Origin of the sequence: Caballeronia arationis (genome assembly GCF_001544975.2) — a bacterium.
In the GTDB taxonomy this organism is placed as follows: domain Bacteria; phylum Pseudomonadota; class Gammaproteobacteria; order Burkholderiales; family Burkholderiaceae; genus Caballeronia; species Caballeronia arationis.
Map to the genome: position 1 here is coordinate 1 of NZ_FCOG02000391.1, position 1,847 is coordinate 1,847.

The 1,847-nt window shown below is 63.8% G+C and carries 2 protein-coding genes; both read right to left on the bottom strand.

Annotated elements, in window-relative coordinates:
• The coding region (locus tag AWB81_RS42540) for an ATP-binding protein (protein ID WP_062644552.1) at positions 1 to 530 on the bottom strand (530 nt) is incomplete at its 3' end.
• A 12-nt stretch (positions 531 to 542) separates the two neighbouring features.
• Positions 543 to 1,847 (bottom strand): IS21 family transposase (istA, locus tag AWB81_RS42545; protein ID WP_062644555.1); only part of this gene is annotated, 1,305 nt, incomplete at its 5' end.

The following is a 1,847-nucleotide window of genomic DNA, read 5'->3' on the forward strand; positions in this document are numbered from 1 at the left end:
TCCGTCAGCGGCGCCATTGCCAGATCGTCCAGAATTACGAGATCCGTCTTGGCCAGTTGCGCAAGCCACCGAGCGTAGCGGCCGCTGCCGTGCGCGATCGCCAGTTCCTCGTTGAGCTTCGGTACGCGCAGATAGCAGGCGGAGAATCCCTGGCGGCACGCCTGAATGGCGAAGGCACAACCCAACCAACTCTTGCCGAGTCCGGTTGGCGCGACCAGGATCAGGTTCTGCCGCTCCCGAAGCCACTCACCGGTCAGCAGACGGGCGGTGAGCGCCCGATCCAGCCCGCGGGCGGTGCGATAGTCGATGTCCTCGGGCGACGCGTCGGGGATCTTCAGTCTGGCCCGGCGTAGCCGGGCCGCTGTTTGTCGCGAGTCACGCTCGCTGGCTTCGCGCTCGACCAGCAGCCCCAGACGTTCTTCAAAGCCCAGCCGGTCGATGCCGTCCTGGCTCTGTTGCTCGGCAAGCGCCGCGGCCATGCCAGGCAGGCGCAGCGCGTGCAGTTTGTCGACAGTGGGATGTTGCAGCATAACGACTCCCTTTCAATGGTAGTAAGACGGCCCGCGCACGTTGGCGTGCATGAGTGGCAGGTCAGCCTGGGCGGGAGCCGCTTCGGGCTCCCGGTCCAGGCCGTTCTTCAGCGTCGAGGCAATGAACTTGTAGTTCGGCGCTTTCAGATCGATGGCGCGGCAGCAGGCGGCTTCGAGCCGGTCGCGCCCGTAGTCCTTGCCCATGCGCAGCACGCCCAGGCAGGTTCGATAGGATTGCTGCGGGTGCTTGCGGGCGCCCAGCAGGTGCTGGATGACGGCCGCCGTATGCGGACCGATGTCGGCGGCCCAGTTGCGCAGCCGCTGCGGATCCCAGCCTTTCGCGACAGCCAGATGCTCGGGTGGCATGTGCGCGTCGATCGTGGTGTGGTAGCGAGGGCGAGCGCTTTTGCCGTGGGCGGCAATGCGTTGGCCGCGATGGAAGATTTCGACGGTGTTGGCCGTGTGACGCATGTCGACCTGTTCGCGTGCGTAGCGGTATGGCACCGAGTAGTAGTGCTGATCGAGCTCAACGTGATAGTCCGGGCCGACGCGTGCGACCTTCCATTCCGCGTACTGATACGGCCGCTCGGGCAATGGCCTGAGTGCCGGCCCATCGATCTCGTCGAAGACGCTACGGCGGCAGCCAGGCAACTTTTTGAAGGGCCGGTTGTTCAGGTCGGTCAGCAATGCGGCGATGGCGCGGTTGGCCTCGTCCAGGCTGAAGAAGCGCTGGTTGCGCAGGCGGGCGAGAACCCATCTCTGCACCAGGAGGACCGATAACTCTGCTTTCGGCTCGTCCCGCGGTTTTTTACTGCGAGCCGGGATCACAGCCACGGAGTAATGCTTGGCCATTTCCTGGTAGGTTGGATTGATGTCCGGATCGTAGAACCCCGGCTTGTGGACGCCCGATCTCAGGTTGTCAGGGACCAGGATTTCGACCAGGCCGTCATAGAACGCGAAGGCGCGCACGTGCGAGCCAATCCAGTCCGGAAGCTGTTGGGTCCAGGTGAGTTCCGCGAAGGTAAAGCCGGACACGCTGAGCGCGGCGACGAATAGTTCAGCCTCGCGGATCTCACCGGTCTTCGGATTGACGATGCCGAACTTCTTGCCCGAGTAGTCAACAAACAGCTTCTGGCCCGGCACATGCGTTTGCCGCATCGAGACCGGAAGCCGCTGCGCCCACTCCTGGTAGGCCTTGCAGAACCAGCTATAGCCGTAGCCATCCGGATGCTGCGCCTTGTATTCCTGCCACAGCAGATCGAGAGTGACGCCTTTCCTGCCGATCTCACGATGCACCGTCGGCCAGTCCGGCGTGCC